We start from the raw sequence: 19,763 nt of genomic DNA, 5'->3' as shown, positions 1-19,763 counted from the left end.
GGGGAAAAATATTGAAAAAAAAAGATGAACTAATTTGGTTAATGCCAACGATTTTTATTTTTATTATTCTTTTTATGATAAAATTTTGTACACCTAAAATTAATAAAAAATATATTGTCAGCAAAATAAAACGTGAAAATCTTGAACTTTTTGTAAATATGAAAGGAACTGTTGCTGCAAATAATATTACTAAAATTGGATTAGATGTAAATTTATCAGTTGACGGTGTTTATTTTAAAGCTGGAGATTTTGTGAAAAAGGGTGATATAATAGTAAAATTTAGCGACTATCAGAAAAGTGATGATGTTGAAAAAAGAGTATTGCTAGTTATAAAAAATGCACATTTGAGGAATCTTGAAAAACAGCAGAAATTAGGAGCGGATGTGAGTAAGAAGATTCAAGAAGTAAAGGGGAAATAGATGGATTGGAGCTGGAAGTAAAAATGAGATGAAAAATGCTGTGTTAGTTCAGAGAACTGTGAGAAGTCCGTTTGATGGCTATATTGTAAAAATTAATGCTGTAAAGGGTGGAATTATAAATAAAAATAAGCCTGTAGTGGTTTTGACGGAAAAGAATGATCTGAAAATAATAAGTGAAAGTATGACAGATGAAAAATTAAAAATTTGAGTATTGGAAATATGGCTGAAATAAGTCTTTTAGGAGAGAAAATAAAAAGCTGGAGAAGAAAAACACTTGAAGAATTAGTTGAAATTAAAATGATAAAAGTGAAAAGGTTTTAAAATAGAGATAATAAAGGGATTTAGATTTGTTTTCTGAAAAGAAAGTGATTGAAGCGGAATTATTTAAAATTAACAAAGTTGTAAACATGAATGTACTTGAATTTTTGCCGATTTCTTTTAGAGATTTATTTTAAGTGAGAAAGTGGATATTCGTGTGATTTATAGAAAGAAAGAGAATGTTTTAGTTGTTCCTAAAAAAGCGGTTATTTTAAAAATCAGAAAAAGTATATTTATTTGATTGATAAAAATAATTTGGTTAAGGAAAGGGAGATTTTTGTTGGAGTGGATAATGGAGAAAAGGTTGAAATTTTTGGAATGAATATTGAGGAAGGTATGGAAATTGTAGAAAATCCTGATGATAAAATTGCAAATAATGTAATTGTGGAAAGAAAAAATATTCAAGATGAAGAAATTGAAAAGAAAAAAAGAATAGAAAAATTAGAGAATGAAAATGAAAAAATAGGAAATAAAATGAATGAAAATGAGAGGGAGATTATTAGATTGAAGAAAAAATAATAGATTGAGATTTTTTTAATTTGAATTTTTGAAAGGTGAAAAATTATAATTTATATTATTTTACTCTAAATAAAAGATTTTTTACAAGGGGTCAAAACCCTTGTCAGTAAATAAATAAAATTTTTAATTTGAATTTCCAATTTTATTTATTTTTCCATTATTAGTTACAGAAAGTCCGTTTCCATTTGGAAAATCAGATTTATTTAAGGAAATTATTTTTGATGGCTAATTTTTCTGAATCTATAAAAGGGCCTGCACTTTCATAAGTTTGTCTTACAGGGATAACTTCTCCAGAGACAAAATTTCCATTATTATCTATTTTTATCTTAAAAATTGGAGCAATTCCCATTGATCCAGAAACATTTATTTTTCCGAAAGTTGCAAAATTTCCTCCACTGTAAGAGATAAATTTATTTTGTAAAGTTCAATCGCTCTTGTAACGTGTGGTCCTTGTCCGAAAACGATGTTAGCTCCATTGTCTATCGCAAAATGGGCAAATTCATAAACATTTCCCCGATCTTCTCCATGAAAAATTTCGTGATTTCGAGTAATATGTTCTGCTCCAGCACCTTCAGCTCCACCGTGAAACATAACAATTACAATATCAACTTTTGATTTTAATTCAGAAATAAGTTTTTTTGCATAATTATAATCATTTAATTTTACAGTAGCTGAATTTGGAGCAAATGAAACAAATCCAAATTTTTTTCCATTTTTTTCCAAGATAGTGCTTTCAGCGATACCTTTAATTCCAGAGTATTTTATATTCAAATTATTAAGATTTTGGATAGTTTCCTTAATTCCTGTTTGTCCAAAATCATTACTGTGATTATTGGCAATACTTAAATAATTAAACCCAGCCTGCTTTAAGTATTTTCCGTATTTTGACGGCATACGAAAAGCATAACATACATTTGATTATCACAGCTTTTTGAGTTCCACCAGTATCAAATAACGTTCCTTCCAGATTTCCCACAGTAATATCTGCATTTTGAAGAATATCTTGAGTATTTTCCAAAATATTTGCATTATTTTTGAAGTAAATCAGACGGGTAATTTGAGCCAAGCATTATGTCTCCGACTCCGATTATTGTAAATTCAGATTTTTCATCTTTTTATTCTTTTCATCATTTCTATTTTTAGAAATACCTATTTTTCTAAATTTATAAGTCTATTCTTAAAATCTTTAAAATTGGGATTTGTAATAATTAATGCAAGTGCAAAAGCTAAAATAGCAAACAAAATTAGTAGTATATTTTTTTTCATTTATTAAATCCTTTCATAAAAAATAACTTTTTTATAAATATTAACACTTCACATTGCTAAATAAATTATTCTATAATTGATGTTTTTACTTTGAATCGATCCTTTTTAAGTTAAATTCAATGTTAAGAAATACGATAAATTCTAATAAATAGTATTTAAAATCACTGTTTAAAAATGTAAATTATATTTTATTTAATAAAAGGGGTCTTTTCCCTTTCTAAATAGTAATTCTAAGTTTACTGCATATTAATTAATTTATTTTTCTTAATTTTCAACATATTCTTTTATAATTTTTCTGCCTTTTCAGTTATCTCATCATAAGTTCCTTCTGGTTTAAATTTTCCAGCACTGCCACCTCGATTTTTAGGCTTTGGAAATTTCATATATCTTGAATATGCTTCAAATGCTCCTTTTATACCAATACATTGAATATCAATGTTTAATTCCTTTGCTATTATAGCAAAGACTTTTTAAATTGAGCAACTTTCCCATCTTGTTCTCGCACCTTCTGGAAAAATCACAATGCTTTTTCCGCTTTTAAATATCCAACAATTTCTTCCACACTTTTTCTGATATTTTTATTAATATCAATTAATACAACATTTCCATTTGAAACAAGTAGTTTCATTACACCTTTTTAAAATACCAGTCAATTGCTAAAAATAAAGTGTTAAAGACAATTTTTCCTGGAAATAATGAACCTAAAATCAATGGATCTACAAAACTTTGGTGATTTGATACGAAAATTTGCGGATCATTAGTTAATTTTTTTCTATCAATTTTTTACTCTGAAATATAAGTCAATAATTGGCTGAAATACCTTTAATAATTTTGTTAGCCATCATTTTATTATCTTCTATTGGCTTTGTTTGGCTGATAATTTGCTTCCAATCTACGTCATTGTCTTCAAATTTTGTAGCTTTCTGGTTAATGTATTCGGATAATAATTTTAAATTTGGCATTTCAGCAAATTTTTCTTCATCTAGCTGAATTCCAAAACTATTTTCAATAAATGCAAAAAATTCTACAATATCAAGTGAATCCATTCCAATTTCAAGTTCCAGATTTTCTTCTGGCTGTGGCTCAATTCCTTTGTTTTTCTTGACGTATTCCTTTAATATTTTGTACGCTTCATCTGTTGGTTCAGGCGTTTTTTCTTTTTTTGTAATTTCATTTTTTTCATATAAATCAGGCAACATAAATCTACGTATTTTCCCAACTCGAGTTTTTGGCAACTCTTCTTCAAACAGTTTGTAGTCAAGAATTTTTTCATAATTATGTGCCTTCAAATTATAATCTTCTACAATATTTCTAATATAAGCCTTTGTATTTGTAATTCCACGTTTTCTAAATTCCAGTAATTCTGGGACAATTATTGCAGCTAGTTTATTCTTATGATTAAAACTCCATTTCCTTAATTAAGCCATTACTTTTAGCAATTACTCTATTTTCAAGCGTTTCTGGATCAATGTTCTTACCATTTGATAAAACAATCATTGTATTTTTCTTCCACGAATTGTAACAAATCCTTCTTCATCAATCGTTGCTAAATCTCCTGTTTTAAACCATCCATCTTCGGTAATCACTTCTGCCGTTTTTTCAGGCTTATTGTAATATCCCTTCATAACAATTGGTCCTTTAACCCACAACTCTTCATCCACAATTTTTATATCCACATTATGTAATTTTTTCCAACTGTCCCAATTTTTCTCTTTTTTTGAATTTACAGCAATAACTGAGAAGTTTCAGTAAGCCCATAACCTTCTAAAGCATAAAATCCCAATGTTTCGTAAAATTTTGAAATTTCAGGATCCATTTTCGCTCCACCAACAACGATAAAGTCAAGATGTCCACCAAATTTTTATGAACTTTTGCAAAATTTTCTTTTTATTTTTAATGATTTTACATTACTCATCATTTTATAAATAAATCTTGTAATAAATTTTGCATCAATTTGCTGCTTTATTCCATCATAAAATAATTTAAATACTCTAGGCACTCCAATTATGGCAGTTACCCTATTTTTTTTCAAGTGCATCAAATATTTCCTTACTTGCAATTTTTACAAATACGACTGATGTTTGATATTTCAACATTAAAAGCACACTTGCAGTTAAAGGCAGGACATGATGAAACGGCAATATTGCCAAAATTTGATCTCTATAATCAAATATTCCTTTTTCGTAGAGTCCTTCCATTTCGGTATTTAAGTTATTAAACGATAACATTACACCTTTTGGATTTCCTGTTGTTCCTGAAGTGTAAAGCATAGCGGCTGTTTCATCTCCAGTTGGATTATCAAGCTCAAATTGCATATTTTTTATAGTATTCATCTTTTCCTGTTCAATGATAATCTTATCGACGTTTACTAATTTTATACTATCTTTTAAACTATATTTTTCAACTGCTTCCAAAATAGTTTTTTCTGTTTCATTTGAACAAAAAATCACATTTGGATGTGAATCTTCCAGAACGTATAAAATTTCATTTGAACTACTATTGGCATCAATGGCAATTCCAGCAGATCTTTTATCCCATACAGAAAAAAAGCTGTAAATCCACTCTGGACGATTTTCCATGACAATCAGCCCAAATTTTTTCTTTTCTAAATCAACTATATATTCAGAAAAATATTTTATATTATTTATTAAATCAATATAATTAATATGTCTATTCTCAAAATCAACTAACGCTAGTCTTTCTGTTCTTTCTAAAAACATAATTTTCCTCCTTTTTTACATCTTTCAAAATTCAATTAAGTATACCATAATCATAGATAAAATTCAATTTCATATTATTTGTATATAGAAATATTTGTTTATAAAATTAATTATGCTCAACAGATTCATTATAGTTTTACTAACAAATAAAATATTTATATTGATTATTCTAAAATATATTGTAAAATATAAAAGAAAATTTTAGAAAGGAAAATTAAGATTATGAAACAAATTTTTATTGTAGCTACAACTTATACAAAGCCGTTAGATGAAGTAGGAAAATTTAGACAAGAACACTTTGCATTTATTCAAAAAAATATTGATGCTGGAAAATTTATTGCAGGAGGACGTCAAAATCCGCCAACAGGTGGTCTTATTTTAGCATATAACGTAACAAGAGAAGAACTTGAGGAAATATTAAAGGAAGATCCGTATTATAGAAATAGTTTAATTGAGACTGTGATAACTGAATTTACACCGGCATTACTTGATAAGGAATTTGAAAAATATTCTAAATTATAATAATGCCAAATTTTTCATTCCCTAAGTTGGTATTTTAATATTGTTTAGCAAGAGTTTTGTCTTTTGGTTATTTAATGTCAAAATAATTTGCTATTTTATTTTTTATAAGGAAATCAAATTAAGTATACACTAGTATATTTGATAATTTTAAAAGAGGTTTTAGCCTCTTTTTTTTCTATTTTAGAATCTTTTGTATGTAGATAAATTTATCTTGTTAATTTAAAATTAATTTAAATAAAACTAAAATCAAATGGGGGGGGGTACAATATAACAAAATAGTTTTAAAACTAAAGAATAATCTTTGATAAAAAATTAAAATAAATTATATTTAAGGAAAGGAATAGAAAAATATGAATGATAACAAAAACACCATAATTTTGGTAACTACAATATCAGCCATAGCTGTCTTAGCCTTTTTTTCAGTAGGAGGATTTTTACTATATAATTCTCATATAAAAAATAAGGAAATGGAAGTTAAGTTGAGATTAGAACAAGAAAAGACAAAGCAGGAAATAGCTAAAAGTCAAAGTCAACAGCAATTAGCACAAGTTACAACTGCTTCTCAAGAAACAACGACAGCACCAGTTGTGAGAAAGAGAAGAACAAATTATGAGGCTGAGTTGATGAATAGAATGAGTTCAGTTCAAGATACAGATATTAATGGAACTAACGCAGAAATGGGAGCACAAGCAAGTCGAGCATACGAATCTTGGGACAGAGAATTAAATAAAGTTTATAAACTTCTTATGTCTGAATTACCAGATGGTCAAAAAACAAGATTGCGAAATGAAGAAAGAGCTTGGTTAAAAAGAATGGTTAGTGAAACTAAAAAGTCGGTGTATGAAATGTGTGGTGGAGATGAATTTAATGGACAGGCATGCGGAACAGGTGCTACTTTAGCTGAAATTGGAACAAAATTAGATATGACAAAGGAAAGAACGATAGAACTTGCGAGAATGTATGATGAATTGTATAAATAATAAATTATATAAAATAAAAAAAGTCTGCCAATTATGACAGCTTTTTTATTATTTAATTAAAATAAATTTTGATTATTTTTCTCTAAAATACTTTTCAATTCCATTTACAATACTTTTTACCATCACATTTTGAAAGTCAGGAGAAGCCATTTTTCTGTCTTCTTCAGGATTTGTCATGAATCCCATTTCTAGTAATGTGTTTGTAACTGTTGACCAGTTTGTTCCTGTTAGGTCATCTCTGTAGGAAACGCCTCGGCTTTTGAAGCCTGTTGCTTTTGTGTATTCTGATAGGATTGCTTTTGAGAATTTATCACTTGATTGTTGTACACTTTTTGTGTGTGGATTTTTAGATGATGATGTAAGTACAGTAACTCCTCTGGTACTGCTGTTTTCTGATGCATCTGCATGCAATCTTAAATAGACATCGCAACCTGCTTTATTTGTCATTAAGGCTCTTTCTTTGTTGCTTATGTTTACATCATTTTTTTCTCTTACCATAAATACTGAATATCCTTTAGCTTTTAAAGCATCTCTCAATTTTAAGCCTACTTCAAGGGCTAGCTGATATTCAGGCTTTTTAGTTGCAACACCTTTTGTTCCGTAGGCTACTTTTGGTTTTCTCTTGCTTGAACCAGGGGCTACCTCTTCTGTTTGCATATTTCCTTTTGCCTGATGTCCTGGATCAATACATACCTTTTCAGCTGCATTTGCTAATCCTGAAATGCTGCTAATTAAAATTGCTAATTTTAATAGTAATTTCATAGTTATTATTCCTTTCTTTTTAATAAAGTTCAGTATAAATTTCTGTATCCGTTTCCTTCAAAATATACTCTATAGACACTTCTGTATGGAATATCTTCAAAAACATATTTACTAAAATTAAATTTTTTTCCTGATTTTAAACTGATGCAAGTATCATTTTCTATTACTTTACAATGTTCTATGTATCTTGAAAAACCAAGAATCCAAATAATAAAAATTAAGGTATACTGTATTATACGTTAGTTATATTTGATTACCATTTTAATTTTATTATATAAAAATTGATAAAGAAAATAATTCCTATTTTACTAAATATCTCATCAAATATCGTTCAACATTATCTCCGTATTCATTATCCAAATTATCTGCTATTTCAAATCCTAGCTTTTCATAAATTCTTTTTGCAGTAAAATTATCCATATCAACAGTAAGTTCTATCTTTTTAATTCCCATTTCCTTCAAAGTTTTCATTACAAATTGAAGAAGTATTTTTGCATATCCATTTTTTTGAAATTTTGGAACAGTAGAAACTCCGTAAACATAAGCTGATTCTCTGTCAAAACTGCTCAAAACCTCGATAACTGACATTAATTCATCTTTATCATCACTTAACATCACAAAAACTTTTCCGTATTTAGCAAATGGTTTAATATTCCAGTTTCCAACAGTTGCTTCTCCAAAAACTTCATTTTCATGTTCTACAATTTTAAATAGTAAATCTGAATCTTTTTTTGCATCCAATATTCTTATCTTATAATTTTTTTTCATAAAAATCTCGCTTTCTTTTTTATAATTTTTTAGTAATTTACTTTATATAAATATAATCCTTCTGAAGATGCTAAGATTTTTTTATTATCAGCATTAGGATTTTCTAGATTTTTTATAATATAATCTTCTTTTTCTTTACCAAAATAAATGGCAAGTGCTGAGCCAACCATAATTCGGACCATGGTTTTTAAAAATCCGTTTCCACAAATTTCAATATTTACCTGATTTTTTTCCCATTTTTTATCATAAAAGCATTTTATATAAAAAATTTCTCTCACCGGATTTCTGTAAGCCTTATCCTTTTTCATAAAACTGCTAAAATCGTGTTTTCCAATAAAAGAATCCATTATTTTCTGAAACTTTTCCACATTCACTTCCTTTTTAAGACCAGTTATATAATTTGCCTCAAATGGCGGAATGTCTTCTTCGGTTCTCAAAATATACAAATAAGTTCGATTTTTCGCATCAAAACGTGCATTAAAATTTTCATTTGCTTCTGTGATATTTAAAATTTTAATTTCTCCTTTTAAAGACTTGTTAATTTGTCTTTTTATTGCTTCCAAAGGAATATTGCCGTCAATTAGAAAATTGGAAACTTGCTCCATTGCATGAACTCCCTTGTCAGTTCTTCCTGAAGAAATCATATTTATTTTTTGGGAAAATGCTTTTAAAATTACTTTTTCAATTTCTCCTTGAACAGTTTTTATATTATTATGCTTTTGCCTTTGAAATCCTGAAAATTTACTTCCATCATATTGATAAATGATTTTTACATTTCTTTTTTTCATATTTTTCCTTTTTGTTTTTTTCTTTCTCTCTTTCTTTTTATATTGTATCGTTAATTTTGCCTAAAGTAAAGGTAAAAATAAAAATTTAGAAAAATTATGAAAAAAATCTATCTTGTAATTTAAAATAAAAAGTTATATAATAAATTAGAAAAATGTAAGGAGTCAGTTTATGTTACAAAGTTTTTATGGCATTATTCAAGTGAAACATTACCAAAACGCGCGTTTGCGACTGCAGACAGAAGTGCTGAAAGATGATAAAGAGTTGAAAGAGGAATTTTTGCATAATATTCGGCGAATAGTCGGGATAAATTCTGTGGAAGTCAATTCTATTACTGGAAGCATCTTAATTTATTTTGATGAAAAAGTTATTGAAAGTTCCTTTTTGTATTTAGTAGTCTTAAGATTGCTTCATTTGGATGAGGAAGCCTTGAAGAATAAGCCTGGAAGAATAAGAGAATTGTTAAAACAGATATTTGAATCAGCAGATATGGCTGTTTATAATAAAAGTAGAGGTTATTTGGATTTTAAGACATTGACTGCGGGTATTTTTATTTTTTACGGAATTAAAAAATTATGGAAAGTACCAGGATTGCCTAAAGGGGCTACATTGTTGTGGTGGGCTTCCAGACTTTTATCAGATGAAAAAAGAAAATAAAAGACAAAAAATTAAAGGGGAAAAGGATGTTAGAAAATTTTTTTAGAACAACATATCTAATATTTAATCAGATAAAGGTAGTCCACAGTATTCCTGGAAGACTTAGGCTATTTGTTCCAAATTTATCAAATGTTCCAGAAGAATTGAAAAAATATGATGATGAAGTTAAGAAATTTATTTTATCAAAAAAAGGGATAAAAAGCGTTGAGTATTCATACATAACAAATAAAATTTTACTTTATTACGACCCGAATTTGATTTCAGAAAAGGAAATATTAGAATGGATGAATAAAGTTTGGAAAACTGTGATTAATCATCCTGAATTGTATCAAAATAAATCCTTGAAGGAAATAGAAGATAATTTGGAAGTTTTTTATGATTTGATAAAAAAACTTTAAGTTTTGACGGAAAAGGAAAAAGAAAGGGAAATTTTATGGCTAGTAGAAATTATTTGCTGAATTGTGAAATTTTACATGAAATTCGTGGAAGAATTAGAATTCGTTCAAGAGCGCTAAAACATCTTGGTGTTCACAAAGAAGAAATAACAAAGCGTTTAATGCAAGTTCATTATATAAAAAGTGTTGAAATTTCAACTATTACAGGTTCTATACTTATTTATTCTGATAACTTTTCGCTAACTGGAGAAAATTTTGTGCCTTTGCTTCAAAATACATTGAATGTGTATTTGGTTGATATTTACAAAAATGAAAAAAAGGAAACATCGAATAAATATGTGATAGAAAGACGATTGCAGGAAGAATCGCCGAAAGAAATTATGAAGAATATCGGAGCTGCGGTATTGCTGCTTTTACTTCCAGGTTCAAAAACGAAGTTGACTGAAATTAGAAGATTGTTTAACTACAAAACTCTTTCAACAATTTCTTTAGCGTTGCCTGTTTTAAAAAATGGAATTTTTTCATTAATTAAAAATAAGCGGCCGAATGCGGATACATTGAGTTCTACAGCGATAATAAGCAGTATCGCTTTGGGAAGTGAGCGAACAGCTTTGACAATTATGATTTTGGAAAGAATTGCAGAACTTTTGACGGCTTATACTATGAAAAAAACTCGTGGCGTAATTAAAGATATGCTAAGTGTTGGAGAAAGCTATGTTTGGAAAGCGTCTGAAGATGAAGACCAAGTGGCGAAAAAAGTTCCAATTGAAGAAATTAAAAAAGGTGATTTGATACTTGTTCAAACTGGAGAAAAAATAAGTGTCGATGGAACAATTGAAAAGGGAAGTGCGGTAATTGACCAGTCAGCAATTACTGGAGAATATATGCCTGTTAAGAAGGAAACTGGACAGGAAGTTTTTGCTGGAACACTTTTAAAAAGTGGAAATATAACTGTAAGAGCTGAAAAAGTTGGAGACGACAGAACCGCTTCAAGAATTATAAAATTGGTGGAAGACGCTTCATTTAATAAAGCAGACATTCAATCTTATGCCGATGCATTTTCTGCACAGTTGATTCCGTTAAATTTCCTTCTTGCTGGAATAGTTTACGCTTCGACCAGAAATTTACAAAAGGCTTTGAGTATGCTTGTAATTGACTATTCATGTGGAATAAGACTATCGACAGCAACAGCATTTTCTGCTTCAATTAATACAGCTGCTAAAAATGGAATTTTGATTAAGGGAAGCAACTATTTGGAAGAGCTTTCAAAGGCTGATACAGTAATATTTGATAAAACTGGAACAATTACAGAAGGAAAACCTAAAGTTCAAACAGTAAAAACTTTTGCTAAAAATATGAAAGATGATAGAATGATTGCATTAGCTGCGGCTGCTGAAGAAACTTCCACACATCCTTTGGCAAGTGCAATTTTAAACGAAGTAAGAAATAGAGGATTAAAAATACCACGACATAAAGAAGATGTAATTAAAGTGGCAAGAGGAATTGAAACTTATGTAAATAGGGACATAATTCGTGTAGGAAGCAGAAGATACATGGAAGAAAATAATATTTTGGTAGAAATGTCAGCTGATGTGGTAAAAGGAATGCAAAATAACGGCGAAATCGTTATTTATGTGGCTAAAAATGAGAATTTAATCGGTGTAATCGGAGTTTCTGATCCACCAAGGGAAAATATCAAAAAAGCTATGAACCGTTTGAGAAATCAAGGAATAGACGATATTGTGCTACTTACAGGAGATTTGAAACAGCAAGCTGAAACTATTGCGTCAAGAATGTCGATGGACAGATATGAATCAGAATTGCTGCCAGAAGACAAAGCGAAGGACATCTTAAAATTCCGTTCAATTGGATCAAAAGTTATCATGATTGGAGATGGAATAAACGACGCTCCAGCTCTTTCTTATGCAAATGTGGGAATAGCACTTGGAAGCACTAGAACCGATGTTGCAATGGAAGCTGCCGATGTTACAATAACTTCTGATGATCCGTTGTTAATACCGGCTGTAATCGGTCTGGCTAAAAATACTGTAAAAATTATAAAGCAAAATTTCGCAATGGCAATTGGAATAAACAGTTTCGCACTTGTATTAGGTGCGACAGGATTGCTGCCAGCGATATATAGTTCAGTTTTGCATAATTCAATAACAATTTTAGTAGTTGGAAATTCATTAAGACTTCTAAAATATGATGTCAACAAATAGGATTTTTGTGTTTTATCTGATTTGGAGGAAATTATATGAAAAAATTAACTTTGACGGTATTGCATAAATTACCAAATCGTGTCAGATTTAAAGTTTCACATGAAATTATTGACACAAAAAAATTTTTTGAAACAATAAAAGTTGGAGCAAAAAGTACAGCTTTACGGTATAATCGAACTATAAATACATTGCTTATAACTTTTGAGCCAGAAGAAATTACGATTGATGAAGTGATTTATCGAACTGCGACAGCACTATCGGTTGAGCATGGTATGACTTCAGTAAAACTGGTGGAAGATTTTGAGGAAAAATCAATAGATTCATTGTCTGTATACTCTGGAGCCGCAATACTGCTTTCTTTTTTGTATGGACTTGGAAAAAGTAAAATTGAAAAATTACAATTGGATATAAATAATTTTACAGCAGGACTTACAACAGCAGCAATTATGGAACATGCTTATATGGAAACACGGCGGAAAGGTTTTTTTGACATAGAAATATTGCCTGCCTTGTATTTGCTTAAATCCTATATGGCAAATAGATCAGTTGTAGCAATAGCACTTATGTGGCTTACAACTTTTGGACGGCATCTTGTACTAAATAATTTTTCAAACAAGGAAGTGAGAATTTACAGATTGAAATCTGATAATGGAAAATTTCATTATGTTGTAGATGTAAAAGACGATAATTCCATCGAAAATTTGAGTGATTTAATAGATCATATATTTTTTAGTAACAGGGCGGGGAATGAATCAGATGACAAATATATAGCTTTAAAATAAAAAAACTAAAAATGATAATTAAAATTTGGAGGTAAGAATATGATAAAAATTGGAAATGTTAAAAAAGAACATTTGGTAGGAGCGGCAATAGGAGTGGGAACAGTTGCAATAGGTTATTATTTATATAAAAAAAATCAAAGTAAAGTTGATAGTTTTCTTCGAAAACAAGGAATAAATATAAAAACATCTTCTCAAGCAGCTTATGACAATATGAATCTTGAAGAATTGATGACTACAAAAGAGCATCTTGAAGATTTAATTGCTGAAAAAGAACTTTCTACAAATTCAGCTGTTGTAGAAACAGTTGTAGAAGCTGAAACAAAATAGTAAATTAATAAAAAATATTAAATTATAGGAGGAAAAGATATGAAATTAGTATTGATTCGACATGGTGAAAGCCAATGGAACTTGGAAAACAAATTTACAGGATGGAAAGATGTGGATTTGAGTCCTAAAGGAGTCGAAGAAGCAAAAGCTGGAGGAAAAGCATTAAAAGAACAAGGCTTAGTTTTTGATGTTGCGTATACATCTTACTTAAAAAGAGCTATCAAAACTTTAAATTATGTTTTGGAAGAATTGGATGAATTGTATATTCCAGTTTATAAATCTTGGAGATTGAATGAACGTCATTACGGTGCATTGCAAGGATTGAACAAAGCAGAGACAGCTAAGAAATATGGAGATGACCAAGTGCTTATTTGGAGAAGAAGTTTTGATGTTGCGCCACCTGCAATTGACAAATTAAGTGAATATTATCCAAAATCAGACAGAAGATATGCTGATTTGACTGACGAAGAAGCGCCGCTTGGAGAAAGTTTGAAAGATACAATCGCAAGAGTTTTGCCATACTGGCATTCAGACATTTCAAAAAGTTTGCAGGAAGGGAAAAATGTTATTGTAGCAGCTCACGGAAACAGCTTGAGAGCTTTAATAAAATATTTGTTAAATATTTCAGATGAAGATATTTTGAAATTGAATTTAACAACTGGAAAACCTTTAATTTTTGAAATAGACAAAGATTTAAATGTAGTTTCATCACCAGATTCTTTTTAGTCAAAATATAATATAATTTTTAGCAAGGATTAAAGTTTAGTAATCCTTGCGTTTTTTGTATTTTTTAAAAATATGAATTTGTAATTAATAATTCTTTATTTAATAATATTTTTCATTTAAACATCAAATTAGCTATAAATTTTCTTTAGAAAGGAATTAAAATTTTTTATTACCAAATAAAATATCATTTCTATTTTTTATGAAATTTAATATAAAAATAAATTTTAAAGGAAGGTGAAAAATATGACTTTGGAAATAACTACACCTGCAGTTCTTTTTCCTACTGTATCTTTACTTTTACTTGCGTATACAAACAGATTTTTAGCACTTACAGCGATTGTCAGACAAATGGATTCAAGCGGGGAAGTAGAGCATGAATTTTATCAAGTTAAAAATTTGAGGAAAAGACTGAACTATATAAAAAAAATGCAATATTTTGGAGTTTCAAGTTTGTTAATGTGTGCCATTTCTATGCTGTTTTTATTTCTTCAAATGGATTTTATTGGAAAAATAAGTTTTGGAATAAGTCTTGTGTCGTTGATAATTTCGTTGTTGTTTTCACTTTTGGAAATTCAGATTTCACTAGAGGCTTTGAGAATTCATTTGAATCATAATAGTGAGAATGAAGAAAAAAATAAACAATAAATATTTTATGGGTACAAAATTTTGGTTGTATAAAATAAAACTTTCAAATCTAAAAAATTTTTTTATCATTTGAATAAATTAGAAAAAATTGATATAATTAGTATATAAAGTAAAATAATGATTTTGCAACTTGAGTAAAAATTAAAGATAAATACTTTGTTGTTGATTATTAAACTGAAGGAGGAATAATGATTTCGGTAATTTTGGCGGCTGGAAAGGGGACTAGAATGAAGTCTGAGCAGTCTAAAGTTTTGCATAAGGTAAATGGTGTTCCAATGATTAGAAGAGTTGTAGATGTTCTTGAAAATATTGGAAATAAAAAAAATGTCTTTATTTTGGGGCATAAAAAGGAAGATGTGCTGGCTGAAATGGGAGATGTTGATTTTGTTACGCAAAGGGAGCAACTTGGAACAGGACATGCGATTTTAATTGCAAAGGATAAAATTAGGGAATATGGTGAAGATGTGCTTATCACTTGTGGAGATACACCTCTTTTAAAGGAAGAAACATTAAGAAACTTAAAAGATGCTTTTGATAAGAAAAAACTTGACTGTATTGTACTTTCCTGTAAAGTTAAGAATCCGTTTGGATATGGACGGATTGTTAAGGAAAGTGGAAAAATTTCAAATATTGTTGAAGAAAAGGAAGCAGATGAAAATGAGAAAAAAATAGATGAAATTAATACAGGAGTCTATATTTTTAAAAATGAAAGTTTGCTTTATGCGATAGAGAAAATTGACAATAATAATTCAAAAGGTGAATATTATTTAACTGATGCCATAAAGATTTTAACAAGTGAAGGCTACAATGTTGACAGTTTTCAAATTGAAGATGAAGATGAAATTTTGGGAGTAAATTCTAAAGTTCAGTTGGCACAGGCAGAGAAAATTTTGAGAAATAGAAAAAATATTGAACTAATGGATAGTGGTGTAATTTTGATTGATCCAGATGCTACTTACATTGAAGATAATGTTCAAATTGGGCAAGATACTGTAATTTATCCAAATGTTACAATTCAAGGAAACACTAAAATTGGAAAAAACTGTGAAATCTTGGGAAATACTAGAATTGAAAATTCGGTAATTGCAGACAATGTAAAAATAGAAGCCTCTGTTGTTGAGCAGTCTATTCTTGAACAAGGAGTAACTGTTGGTCCATTTGCGCATCTACGTCCAAAAGCGTATTTAAAAGAAACTGTACACGTTGGAAACTTTGTAGAAATAAAAAATGCTACTCTTGAAAAAGGTGTAAAAACAGGACATTTAACTTATATTGGAGATGCTGAGATTGGGCAAGATACAAATGTTGGGGCAGGAACTATTACTTGTAACTATGATGGAAAAAATAAGCATAAGACAAAAATTGGAAAAAATGCATTTATTGGAAGTAATTCAATAATTGTAGCACCTGTAGAAATAGGAGATAAAGTCCTTACAGCTGCAGGTTCAGTAATTACAAAGGATATTCCTGATGAAGCACTTGCTTTTGGAAGGGCAAAACAGGTAAATAAAGAGAGAAAAAATAAATAGTTGGAAATAGGGAAATCTCAAAAAAATAAAAATATTAATGAGAGAAAGGGAAATAAAATGATAACATTAACCAAAGAAGACAAAGACAAAATTAGAGTATTTGCAGGAACATCAAGTGAAAAATTGGCAGAAAAGATTGTAAAATATCTAGATATGGATTTATCAGCTGCTGAAATCGTAAAATTTGCTGATGGAGAAACTTTTGCAAAGGCGAAACAAAGTGTACGTGGTTGTAAAGTATTTATTGTTCAGTCTACCTCAAAGCCTGTAAATGAAAGCCTTATGGAACTTTTAGTCTTTATCGATGCAATTAAAAGATCTTCAGCTAAGGAAATTATCGCTGTAATTCCTTATTACGGATATGCAAGACAAGATAGAAAGGCAAGTCCAAGAGAGCCAATTACATCAAAACTTGTTGCAAACTTATTGACAGTTGCAGGAGCTACAAGAGTAATTACAATGGACTTGCATGCAAGACAAATTCAAGGATTTTTTGATATTCCAGTAGATCATATGGAAGCATTGCCAATTTTGGCTAAACACTTTATAAAATATGGATTTAGTCCAGAAGATGCAGTTGTTGTATCGCCTGACGTTGGTGGAGTAAAAAGAGCTAGAGGACTTGCAAACTGGCTGCATACGCCACTTGCAATAATTGATAAAAGACGTGCTAAGGCAAATGTTTCAGAAGTTATGAATATTATTGGTGATGTAAAAGGTAAAAAGGCTATTTTGATAGATGATATGATTGATACAGCTGGAACAATTTGCAATGCCGCACAAGCTCTAATTGACAAGGGTGCATTGGAAGTTTATGGATGTGCGACACATGCTGTCTTTTCTGATCCTGCAGTCGAAAGATTAAAAAATTCAGCATTTACTGAAATTGTAGTAACAGATACTATTCAATTGCCTGAAGATAAAAAATTTGATAAATTAAAAATATTGACAACAAGTAAAATGTTTGCAGAAATAATAACTAGAATAGCTACAAATAACCCAATAAGCGGTTTATTTGAAATGCCAGTTGATGATGGAAATGATGACTAAGATTGATAAAGATAAAAAAAGTAAAATTGAAAAAGCTATAAAAATTTTAAAAAATGGAGGGGTTGCCGTATTTCCTACAGATACCGTCTATGGAATCGGCTCTCTTCCTAAAAAAGAAGATGTCAAAAAAATCTATAAAATAAAAAAACGTGATATTTCTAAAAAAATAATTGCGTTAATTAGCGACAAAGAAATTTTGAAGGATTTAATAAATGAAACTGAAGAAAATATGAAAAAAATTTCTAAAATTCTCAATGAGTATTGGCCAGGGGAACTGACAGTGATTTTTCGTGCAAATTGTAATTTTACACAGAGATTTGATGAGAATATGGAAACTGTTGGAATTCGAATTCCAAAAAATAAGATTGCTTTGGAAGTAATAAAAAAATCTGGTGGAATATTATTGACTTCAAGTGCGAATATTTCAGGGGAAAGTGCAGTTAAAAGAATTGAGGATTTAAGTGAAGAATTACTAAAAAATGTAGATGTCGTTATCTCAAATGAGGAATCAGAATTGACAGGAAAGCCATCGACAATTGTAAAATATGAAAATGGAGAACTTGTTTTATTAAGGGAAGGTAATATTTTATTTGAGGAAATATTAAGAAAATTAAAATAATAAATAAAAAAGAAGAAAGGAGAATTTATGGCAAAAATGGTAAATCCAAATACAGTTAGCAATATGGATTTAATAAATGCGAAATCACAGGCTAAAATGCAACAGCTTGTGCAAAAAATTGGAAAGAGTAAAAGAAAGGTCAATGTTACATTTTCAAAAATTTCAAGAAGTTATTTGGCAAAAATGATTGAGGAAATGAGAAAAATGATGAGCCAATATGAAAAACAGCTGCCGAATGTGTTTGGTTTCTTTAAATATTTGGAAAATGAAGTTAAAATTACAAAGGCAAATAAAAAAGAAAAAACTAAAAATGTAAAATTATCTTACGAAGAAGTTGACTTTTTTAAATTGCAGCTAAAAGAGACATTAAAGGGGATTGAAGCTCAACGTGCGACTTTGAAATGGTACAATTTTATTAAAAAAGGATTGTTCAAAACACTGAAAAAACAGACAGAATTAGTGTTGGAAGAATTTAACAGCGGAAGTGTGAAAAAGAAATAATTGAAAATATAAAAGCGGGAAGGGAAAATTGAGGACAATGAATGAAAAAATAATTGAAAAGGCAAAATTAAAGGACGTTGCCGATAATAAAAAAAATAGTTTTTTATCAAAAGATACTGTTTCATATTTAAATGAAATTGTAAAGGCTGGGTTTAAGGAGCGAGCCAGCGATATTCATGTAAAATTTGACTTGCTGGAAGGAATGGAAATAAAATATCGGATTGACGGTTATCTTAAAGAAAGTCAGAAATTATATGAAGCTGTAAATAAAAAAGTTCTTGAAAAAAATATTAAAGAAATTATTGCCAGAATGAAAATTTTGGCTGGAATGAATGTTGCAGAGAAAAGAAAGCCGCAAGACGGCAGCTTTTCTTTTTTATTAAATTCAAAAAATGTCAACAAACGTTATGATATAAGGGCTGCCTATATGCCAACAGCTGGTGGGGAAAGTATGGTTTTACGTATTTTGGAAAATTATCTAAAAGATATAAGACTTGAAACATTGGGATTTTCAAAGCAAAGTATTGAAATGTTAAATGGAATTTTAGATAGGAAATACGGAATGATTTTAGTAAGCGGACCTACAGGTTCTGGAAAATCTACAACATTAAAATCTTTAATAAATATGTTGAATAACGGAAGAAAAAAAATCATAACTGTGGAAGATCCAGTTGAAAGCAAAATTGATGGAACCATTCAAATACAGGTAAATCAAGAAATTGGAGTAACATTTTCTGAAGTTTTAAAAGCTACATTAAGAAATGATCCTGATATTATTGTAATTTCTGAAATTAGGGACGAAGTTACAGCAGAAATAGCTGTAAGAGCCGCATTAACAGGACATCTTGTAATTTCTACAATCCATACAAATGATGCAGTTTCTACATTAATTAGGCTAGTAGATATGGGAATCCCGAAATATTTAATATTAGATTCATTAATTGGAGTAATTGGGCAGCGATTAGTTGGTAAAAAATGCCAGAAGTGTATGGGAAAAGGATGTGATGAGTGTTCTAGTGGATATAGCGGAAGAATTTCAATAAATGAAATACTTGTGTTAAATCAGGATGTGCGGAATATTTTGAAGGAAGATAATCATCTTAGCTCTGAAACTAAAGATAAGTTGAAAATGCTAAATCAAAAATATTTTATTGATTTTGCAGAAGATGCTGATGAAAAAATTGAAAAGGGATTAATTTTTGAAAGAGAAAAGACAGCAGTTATTTTTTAAAAATCTATTTTTAAAATTA

At 29.3% G+C, this 19,763-nt stretch carries 25 protein-coding genes and 1 pseudogene; 17 read left to right on the top strand and 9 right to left on the bottom strand.

From position 1 onward, the window contains the following. The first annotated feature begins 11 nt into the window (after positions 1 to 11). The 3 genes from F1564_RS10395 (at position 12) to F1564_RS10385 (ending at position 1,256) form a co-directional block, all read left to right on the top strand. Positions 12 to 419, top strand: coding sequence for an efflux RND transporter periplasmic adaptor subunit (locus F1564_RS10395; protein ID WP_232053372.1), 408 nt, complete (start codon positions 12 to 14; stop codon positions 417 to 419). Between the two features lie 28 nt (positions 420 to 447). Beyond that, complete coding sequence (locus F1564_RS10390) at positions 448 to 627, top strand: HlyD family efflux transporter periplasmic adaptor subunit (protein ID WP_232053371.1); 180 nt, start codon at positions 448 to 450, stop codon at positions 625 to 627. Positions 628 to 1,022: 395 nt separating this feature from the next. Next, positions 1,023 to 1,256, top strand: a complete 234-nt coding sequence (locus F1564_RS10385; protein WP_232053370.1) for a hypothetical protein — start codon at positions 1,023 to 1,025, stop codon at positions 1,254 to 1,256. 123 nt (positions 1,257 to 1,379) lie between these two features. Here F1564_RS10385 and F1564_RS10555 read toward each other — a convergent pair. The 6 genes and pseudogenes from F1564_RS10555 to F1564_RS10355 form a co-directional block, all read right to left on the bottom strand. Next, positions 1,380 to 2,522: pseudogene (locus F1564_RS10555) on the bottom strand (CapA family protein). Positions 2,523 to 3,149: 627 nt separating this feature from the next. Further along, a complete protein-coding gene (locus F1564_RS10545) occupies positions 3,150 to 3,269 on the bottom strand; it encodes a hypothetical protein (RefSeq protein ID WP_332103014.1) in 120 nt (39 codons plus the stop codon). 53 nt (positions 3,270 to 3,322) lie between these two features. Further along, positions 3,323 to 3,811, bottom strand: a complete 489-nt coding sequence (locus F1564_RS10370) for an acyl carrier protein (RefSeq protein ID WP_232053367.1) — start codon at positions 3,809 to 3,811, stop codon at positions 3,323 to 3,325. A gap of 204 nt (positions 3,812 to 4,015) precedes the next feature. Further along, positions 4,016 to 4,198, bottom strand: a complete 183-nt coding sequence (locus tag F1564_RS10365) for an AMP-binding protein (protein ID WP_232053366.1) — start codon at positions 4,196 to 4,198, stop codon at positions 4,016 to 4,018. Between the two features lie 185 nt (positions 4,199 to 4,383). Next, complete coding sequence (locus F1564_RS10360) at positions 4,384 to 4,554, bottom strand: hypothetical protein (RefSeq protein WP_232053365.1); 171 nt, start codon at positions 4,552 to 4,554, stop codon at positions 4,384 to 4,386. Continuing rightward, complete coding sequence (locus tag F1564_RS10355; RefSeq protein WP_232053364.1) at positions 4,541 to 5,242, bottom strand: AMP-binding protein; 702 nt, start codon at positions 5,240 to 5,242, stop codon at positions 4,541 to 4,543. Before F1564_RS10355 ends, F1564_RS10360 begins: the two co-directional genes overlap by 14 nt. 222 nt (positions 5,243 to 5,464) lie before the next feature. Here F1564_RS10355 and F1564_RS08400 point away from each other — a divergent pair, with 222 nt between their 5' ends. Together F1564_RS08400 and F1564_RS08395 are read left to right on the top strand one after the other, a co-directional pair. After that, on the top strand, positions 5,465 to 5,764 hold the full coding sequence (locus F1564_RS08400; RefSeq protein WP_018450510.1) for a YciI family protein: 300 nt from the start codon (positions 5,465 to 5,467) through the stop codon (positions 5,762 to 5,764). Positions 5,765 to 6,114: 350 nt separating this feature from the next. Next, positions 6,115 to 6,744 (top strand): lysozyme inhibitor LprI family protein, encoded by a 630-nt coding sequence (locus F1564_RS08395; RefSeq protein ID WP_018450511.1) that lies wholly within the window; start codon positions 6,115 to 6,117, stop codon positions 6,742 to 6,744. A gap of 72 nt (positions 6,745 to 6,816) precedes the next feature. Here the strand turns inward: F1564_RS08395 and F1564_RS08390 are convergent, their stop codons facing one another. The 3 genes from F1564_RS08390 to truA all read right to left on the bottom strand — a co-directional run bounded on the left by F1564_RS08390 (position 6,817) and on the right by truA (position 9,062). Then, a complete protein-coding gene (locus F1564_RS08390) occupies positions 6,817 to 7,506 on the bottom strand; it encodes an N-acetylmuramoyl-L-alanine amidase family protein (RefSeq protein ID WP_018450512.1) in 690 nt (229 codons plus the stop codon). Positions 7,507 to 7,806: 300 nt separating this feature from the next. After that, positions 7,807 to 8,274, bottom strand: coding sequence for a GNAT family N-acetyltransferase (locus tag F1564_RS08380; RefSeq protein WP_018450513.1), 468 nt, complete (start codon positions 8,272 to 8,274; stop codon positions 7,807 to 7,809). A 29-nt stretch (positions 8,275 to 8,303) separates the two neighbouring features. Beyond that, complete coding sequence (gene truA, locus F1564_RS08375; protein WP_018450514.1) at positions 8,304 to 9,062, bottom strand: tRNA pseudouridine(38-40) synthase TruA; 759 nt, start codon at positions 9,060 to 9,062, stop codon at positions 8,304 to 8,306. Between the two features lie 169 nt (positions 9,063 to 9,231). On the opposite strand from truA, the gene F1564_RS08370 reads away from it, so the two are divergent. The 12 genes from F1564_RS08370 to F1564_RS08315 all read left to right on the top strand — a co-directional run bounded on the left by F1564_RS08370 (position 9,232) and on the right by F1564_RS08315 (position 19,744). Then, entirely contained in the window at positions 9,232 to 9,717 is a 486-nt protein-coding gene (locus tag F1564_RS08370) for an HMA2 domain-containing protein (RefSeq protein WP_018450515.1), read from the top strand. 26 nt (positions 9,718 to 9,743) lie between these two features. After that, positions 9,744 to 10,115, top strand: a complete 372-nt coding sequence (locus F1564_RS08365; protein ID WP_018450516.1) for an HMA2 domain-containing protein — start codon at positions 9,744 to 9,746, stop codon at positions 10,113 to 10,115. Positions 10,116 to 10,150: 35 nt separating this feature from the next. Next, complete coding sequence (locus F1564_RS08360) at positions 10,151 to 12,334, top strand: heavy metal translocating P-type ATPase (RefSeq protein WP_018450517.1); 2,184 nt, start codon at positions 10,151 to 10,153, stop codon at positions 12,332 to 12,334. Positions 12,335 to 12,369: 35 nt separating this feature from the next. Further along, complete coding sequence (locus F1564_RS08355) at positions 12,370 to 13,116, top strand: hypothetical protein (protein WP_018450518.1); 747 nt, start codon at positions 12,370 to 12,372, stop codon at positions 13,114 to 13,116. Between the two features lie 39 nt (positions 13,117 to 13,155). Then, positions 13,156 to 13,443, top strand: a complete 288-nt coding sequence (locus tag F1564_RS08350) for a hypothetical protein (protein ID WP_018450519.1) — start codon at positions 13,156 to 13,158, stop codon at positions 13,441 to 13,443. A 39-nt stretch (positions 13,444 to 13,482) separates the two neighbouring features. Further along, positions 13,483 to 14,169: a 2,3-diphosphoglycerate-dependent phosphoglycerate mutase gene (gene gpmA / locus F1564_RS08345; RefSeq protein ID WP_018450520.1), complete on the top strand. Its 687-nt coding sequence runs from the start codon at positions 13,483 to 13,485 to the stop codon at positions 14,167 to 14,169. Between the two features lie 243 nt (positions 14,170 to 14,412). Beyond that, positions 14,413 to 14,814: a DUF2721 domain-containing protein gene (locus F1564_RS08340; RefSeq protein WP_018450521.1), complete on the top strand. Its 402-nt coding sequence runs from the start codon at positions 14,413 to 14,415 to the stop codon at positions 14,812 to 14,814. 188 nt (positions 14,815 to 15,002) lie between these two features. After that, positions 15,003 to 16,343, top strand: coding sequence for a bifunctional UDP-N-acetylglucosamine diphosphorylase/glucosamine-1-phosphate N-acetyltransferase GlmU (glmU, locus tag F1564_RS08335; protein ID WP_018450522.1), 1,341 nt, complete (start codon positions 15,003 to 15,005; stop codon positions 16,341 to 16,343). Positions 16,344 to 16,400: 57 nt separating this feature from the next. After that, complete coding sequence (locus tag F1564_RS08330) at positions 16,401 to 17,393, top strand: ribose-phosphate diphosphokinase (RefSeq protein WP_026231245.1); 993 nt, start codon at positions 16,401 to 16,403, stop codon at positions 17,391 to 17,393. After that, a complete protein-coding gene (locus F1564_RS08325) occupies positions 17,386 to 18,012 on the top strand; it encodes an L-threonylcarbamoyladenylate synthase (RefSeq protein ID WP_232053363.1) in 627 nt (208 codons plus the stop codon). Before F1564_RS08330 ends, F1564_RS08325 begins: the two co-directional genes overlap by 8 nt. A 27-nt stretch (positions 18,013 to 18,039) precedes the next feature. Next, positions 18,040 to 18,513 (top strand): hypothetical protein, encoded by a 474-nt coding sequence (locus F1564_RS08320; RefSeq protein ID WP_018450525.1) that lies wholly within the window; start codon positions 18,040 to 18,042, stop codon positions 18,511 to 18,513. A gap of 37 nt (positions 18,514 to 18,550) precedes the next feature. After that, on the top strand, positions 18,551 to 19,744 hold the full coding sequence (locus F1564_RS08315) for a GspE/PulE family protein (protein WP_018450526.1): 1,194 nt from the start codon (positions 18,551 to 18,553) through the stop codon (positions 19,742 to 19,744). Positions 19,745 to 19,763 lie beyond the last annotated feature (19 nt).

It is taken from the genome of Leptotrichia shahii (genome assembly GCF_008327825.1).
Taxonomy (GTDB): domain Bacteria; phylum Fusobacteriota; class Fusobacteriia; order Fusobacteriales; family Leptotrichiaceae; genus Leptotrichia; species Leptotrichia shahii.
This window is presented reverse-complemented; position numbering and strand designations above follow the sequence as displayed.

Excerpts from the sequence above, each read along its gene's own strand:
- F1564_RS10390 (WP_232053371.1), top strand. The coding sequence starts at position 448 with ATGAAAAATGCTGTGTTAGTTCAGAGAACTGTGAGAAGTCCGTTTGAT.
- F1564_RS10355 (WP_232053364.1), bottom strand. The coding sequence starts at position 5,242 with ATGTTTTTAGAAAGAACAGAAAGACTAGCGTTAGTTGATTTTGAGAAT.
- F1564_RS08400 (WP_018450510.1), top strand. The coding sequence starts at position 5,465 with ATGAAACAAATTTTTATTGTAGCTACAACTTATACAAAGCCGTTAGAT.
- F1564_RS08395 (WP_018450511.1), top strand. The coding sequence starts at position 6,115 with ATGAATGATAACAAAAACACCATAATTTTGGTAACTACAATATCAGCC.
- F1564_RS08390 (WP_018450512.1), bottom strand. The coding sequence starts at position 7,506 with ATGAAATTACTATTAAAATTAGCAATTTTAATTAGCAGCATTTCAGGA.
- F1564_RS08380 (WP_018450513.1), bottom strand. The coding sequence starts at position 8,274 with ATGAAAAAAAATTATAAGATAAGAATATTGGATGCAAAAAAAGATTCA.
- truA (WP_018450514.1), bottom strand. The coding sequence starts at position 9,062 with ATGAAAAAAAGAAATGTAAAAATCATTTATCAATATGATGGAAGTAAA.
- F1564_RS08370 (WP_018450515.1), top strand. The coding sequence starts at position 9,232 with ATGTTACAAAGTTTTTATGGCATTATTCAAGTGAAACATTACCAAAAC.
- F1564_RS08365 (WP_018450516.1), top strand. The coding sequence starts at position 9,744 with ATGTTAGAAAATTTTTTTAGAACAACATATCTAATATTTAATCAGATA.
- F1564_RS08360 (WP_018450517.1), top strand. The coding sequence starts at position 10,151 with ATGGCTAGTAGAAATTATTTGCTGAATTGTGAAATTTTACATGAAATT.
- F1564_RS08355 (WP_018450518.1), top strand. The coding sequence starts at position 12,370 with ATGAAAAAATTAACTTTGACGGTATTGCATAAATTACCAAATCGTGTC.
- F1564_RS08350 (WP_018450519.1), top strand. The coding sequence starts at position 13,156 with ATGATAAAAATTGGAAATGTTAAAAAAGAACATTTGGTAGGAGCGGCA.
- gpmA (WP_018450520.1), top strand. The coding sequence starts at position 13,483 with ATGAAATTAGTATTGATTCGACATGGTGAAAGCCAATGGAACTTGGAA.
- F1564_RS08340 (WP_018450521.1), top strand. The coding sequence starts at position 14,413 with ATGACTTTGGAAATAACTACACCTGCAGTTCTTTTTCCTACTGTATCT.
- glmU (WP_018450522.1), top strand. The coding sequence starts at position 15,003 with ATGATTTCGGTAATTTTGGCGGCTGGAAAGGGGACTAGAATGAAGTCT.
- F1564_RS08330 (WP_026231245.1), top strand. The coding sequence starts at position 16,401 with ATGATAACATTAACCAAAGAAGACAAAGACAAAATTAGAGTATTTGCA.
- F1564_RS08325 (WP_232053363.1), top strand. The coding sequence starts at position 17,386 with ATGACTAAGATTGATAAAGATAAAAAAAGTAAAATTGAAAAAGCTATA.
- F1564_RS08320 (WP_018450525.1), top strand. The coding sequence starts at position 18,040 with ATGGCAAAAATGGTAAATCCAAATACAGTTAGCAATATGGATTTAATA.
- F1564_RS08315 (WP_018450526.1), top strand. The coding sequence starts at position 18,551 with ATGAATGAAAAAATAATTGAAAAGGCAAAATTAAAGGACGTTGCCGAT.